7 protein-coding genes are annotated in these 2,725 nt (G+C 33.1%); all 7 read right to left on the reverse strand.

Annotated features, from left to right (window positions below; translation table 11 throughout):
• The coding region (locus CD138_RS14440) for an AP2/ERF family transcription factor (protein ID WP_506344857.1) at positions 1-436 on the reverse strand (436 nt) is incomplete at its 3' end.
• Entirely contained in the window at positions 429-1,130 is a 702-nt protein-coding gene (locus tag CD138_RS13730) for an AAA family ATPase (protein ID WP_019169762.1), read from the reverse strand. The genes CD138_RS13730 and CD138_RS14440, both read right to left, overlap by 8 nt.
• Positions 1,130-1,615 carry a siphovirus Gp157 family protein gene (locus CD138_RS13735; protein WP_019169763.1) on the reverse strand — a complete coding sequence of 162 codons (486 nt, stop codon included), beginning with the start codon at positions 1,613-1,615 and terminating at the stop codon, positions 1,130-1,132. The genes CD138_RS13730 and CD138_RS13735 overlap by 1 nt, the downstream gene beginning before the upstream one ends.
• Positions 1,608-1,823, reverse strand: coding sequence for a hypothetical protein (locus CD138_RS13740; RefSeq protein ID WP_019169764.1), 216 nt, complete (start codon positions 1,821-1,823; stop codon positions 1,608-1,610). The genes CD138_RS13735 and CD138_RS13740 overlap by 8 nt, the downstream gene beginning before the upstream one ends.
• Before the next feature lie 11 nt (positions 1,824-1,834).
• Positions 1,835-2,095, reverse strand: coding sequence for a DUF1108 family protein (locus CD138_RS13745; RefSeq protein ID WP_103266024.1), 261 nt, complete (start codon positions 2,093-2,095; stop codon positions 1,835-1,837).
• Positions 2,096-2,170: 75 nt separating this feature from the next.
• The gene (locus CD138_RS14445) at positions 2,171-2,347 is read right to left on the reverse strand and encodes a hypothetical protein (protein WP_019169766.1); all 177 of its coding nucleotides are present in this window, start codon (positions 2,345-2,347) and stop codon (positions 2,171-2,173) included.
• 14 nt (positions 2,348-2,361) lie between these two features.
• Positions 2,362-2,571, reverse strand: coding sequence for a hypothetical protein (locus CD138_RS13750; protein WP_019169767.1), 210 nt, complete (start codon positions 2,569-2,571; stop codon positions 2,362-2,364).
• Between the last annotated feature and the right edge of the window lie 154 nt (positions 2,572-2,725).

Here is a 2,725-nt window from a genome sequence, read left to right on the forward strand (position 1 = left end):
CGTTTAAATAACCTTGACCGTCCCAATATTTTATTACAGCATCATTATATACTTGAGCTGCTTCTTCTTGAGTTTCAAAATTACCTAAAAATTTCTGCTTTCCATCAACAACAATCGTGGACTTCCAAATTCTTTTGAATTTATTTTGATTTCTATGAACGCCCTTATATTGAGAAGAGCCTTTTATCATCGGTTTTGACCAACGCGTTTTATTACCTTTTGTTGTTAAATTATCTTTAGTGAAATAGTTATTTTTTTTAATCTGAAATGAACCAGGGATTATATAAGAATTTAAAAGTATTTTTTCTTGAGTACTTAATACTCTTCTAGAATTACCATAGTATGAGGAATACCAAGTTAGTTTACACACTCTTTCATAATCTTCATCATCTACAAATATCTCTTCTCCATCTTGTAAAAATATACTTTTAACCATCCACATCACCAACTTTAAATAAATCTTCTTGCAAGCAATGTTCTCTGTTGTCTAATTGATTTTTAGCGAATATCTGATTCGTTGGCATCAAGATAAACCCTCGTTTCCCCGATTCTTTATTCACTATCAATCGAGCAACTACCTGACATAATCCGGCAACGTTATCACGTATTGTTTTACGAATATCCGGAACAGATTGTGTGATTTGTTGTCCGGCAGGTGTAAAAAAGTCGTAGTTTGTTTCCCATGCAAGTAGTATCAATCGTTTATTTAATGATTGTAGAAATCGCAAACTATCAATTGTAAAAAAGTCTACTCGTTGATAATGCGACATTTCGGGAACTCTTTGGTTTTTTCCTGTTCGTCCAAGATTGGCTAGCATTGATCTAAACAATTCAGATAAGTTGTCTATTACGATGTTGTCGTAGTTATCAAGTACCGATATATTATTCTTATCAGCAAACCATTTCATTAATTCGCCCCATTCTTCCCACGCTTCGTGAGAGTTAAATTCTAAGATGTCAATGTTCTCGTTGCCTTTTAACGGTCGTTCTGATTTATCTACATTTACATATAAGGTACGTCCAGGTAGATAATTCAATGTGTGCGTTTTACCGCTACCAGGTTTTCCGTAGATTAAATACGTTGATTTATCTGTTGTGATGTCTTTAGCGCTTGTTATGTTGAATGGCATTATTTAATCACCAAACTTTCGCTACCTCGTAATTCCGCACCTGGAACGTCAATTCCCGCTTTAATGTCCTCTTTAATTTGCTCTTTATTCAATGTAGGTTCTTGCTGAATAAAGTAAGATTTATCAAGTATTTTCATGTTTTTAATATAAACACTAGGCGCATTCTTACGTTTGTAAATGTAGTTAGTAGGTGTACGATAATTCTTTAAATTACGTTGTTCTAACATATCTTGTAAAGTCCGCTTTAATCTATCTGACAGATTCTGTTTTTTTTCTTTGATTTCTTTCAGTCTTTTTATTTCTTTGTTGATAACATCTATATCGCCATCGACACTTCGTTTAAGGCCAATGATGTTATCAACTTTTTCATTCAATTCAGATTCGATAGACTTTAAAGTATCTTGAATAGTTTGTGGGTCAATATCTTGATTTGCCATCTCTAAAACTTCAAGATACTTTTCATTAATTTGAAAAATGTTACTCATCTAGTAATTCCTCCTCGTCATTTTCGAGAGTGCAACTGCCCAATACCTCTTTTAGTCTTTCAACTTCTTTTGACTGGAATCTGTAAAGTGATTCTAAAGTTTTGAGCCTTTCTTTAAGTTCTTCATTTTCCCTTTCTAATTGATATTCCGCTAAAATTAACCTTTGCAATTCTGCATAAGAAACTATAATTACACCTTTGTTTTTCATTTTATTTCCTCCTAGTTTTTGATGAGTTGTGCCATAATTTTGTCTAACTCATCTGTTTGGTATTCGATAAAGTCGTAAATAGCTGCGTTAATAACTTCTTGTGCGATGTCTATATCTGAGACATCGTATACTTTCGTTTCTGCTACAGTTTTGTATGTCATATCAGTGATTTCAATCAAGATATAATCATCTTGTCTAATAACGTATTTACGGAATTTGAAGCCTTCAACTTCGATGATTCCGCTATATTCTTCTCCGTTTTTAAAATACATTTGCTTATCCTCCTCAAAAGTTGTATAGTGAGGGTAGTTCTTGCCTAATACCCTCTGACTGTTTGCTAGTTTCTGCTAGCACTCAGTCTTTTTTAATACTTCGTAAATCGCTTTTGTGCCGTTGTACGTCGATGCTTCTGCTAGAATTACAATGAATAGCAGTGTGGTGAAGTACACGCCACTGAATGCTAAAATGGTTGTTAGTACGATAGCGACTGCGACCGTGTTGAAAATTGCTAAAGTGGTTTTCAATTTAGTCACCCCCTTTACAAATCAGTTTCTCTAATCAAAATGTTTTCTTTGATAAATTTTAGTGCCGGTTCAATCTCGATGTAGCGCTTGTTGCCCTTACCAAATCGAAACATACACGTTTTTTTAAATTCAGTATTTGCGTATACTTTGTGTTCTAGATCCCATTCAGAAAAACCACTTATTTTAATAAATTCTTGTGCGTCTGCAAATCCGATAAATTCCATGTTAGTCACCCTTTTTTATTTTTGTTTTCAATTTAAATTTGTTGATTTCTTTAATAACATTTTCAGTTTGTTTAACTAAACTTTCGTATTCGCTAACTTTCTTCTTTAGTTCGATTCGTTTGTTTTCTGTTTTGCTTACAAAACTTTTTAATTT

Origin of the sequence: Staphylococcus intermedius NCTC 11048 (assembly GCF_002902385.1) — a bacterium.
GTDB lineage: Bacteria > Bacillota > Bacilli > Staphylococcales > Staphylococcaceae > Staphylococcus > Staphylococcus intermedius.

Coding starts and splice junctions, on each gene's coding strand:
- CD138_RS13730 (WP_019169762.1), bottom strand. CDS start 1,130: ATGCCATTCAACATAACAAGCGCTAAAGACATCACAACAGATAAATCA.
- CD138_RS13740 (WP_019169764.1), bottom strand. CDS start 1,823: ATGAAAAACAAAGGTGTAATTATAGTTTCTTATGCAGAATTGCAAAGG.
- CD138_RS13745 (WP_103266024.1), bottom strand. CDS start 2,095: ATGTATTTTAAAAACGGAGAAGAATATAGCGGAATCATCGAAGTTGAA.
- CD138_RS13750 (WP_019169767.1), bottom strand. CDS start 2,571: ATGGAATTTATCGGATTTGCAGACGCACAAGAATTTATTAAAATAAGT.
- CD138_RS13735 (WP_019169763.1), bottom strand. CDS start 1,615: ATGAGTAACATTTTTCAAATTAATGAAAAGTATCTTGAAGTTTTAGAG.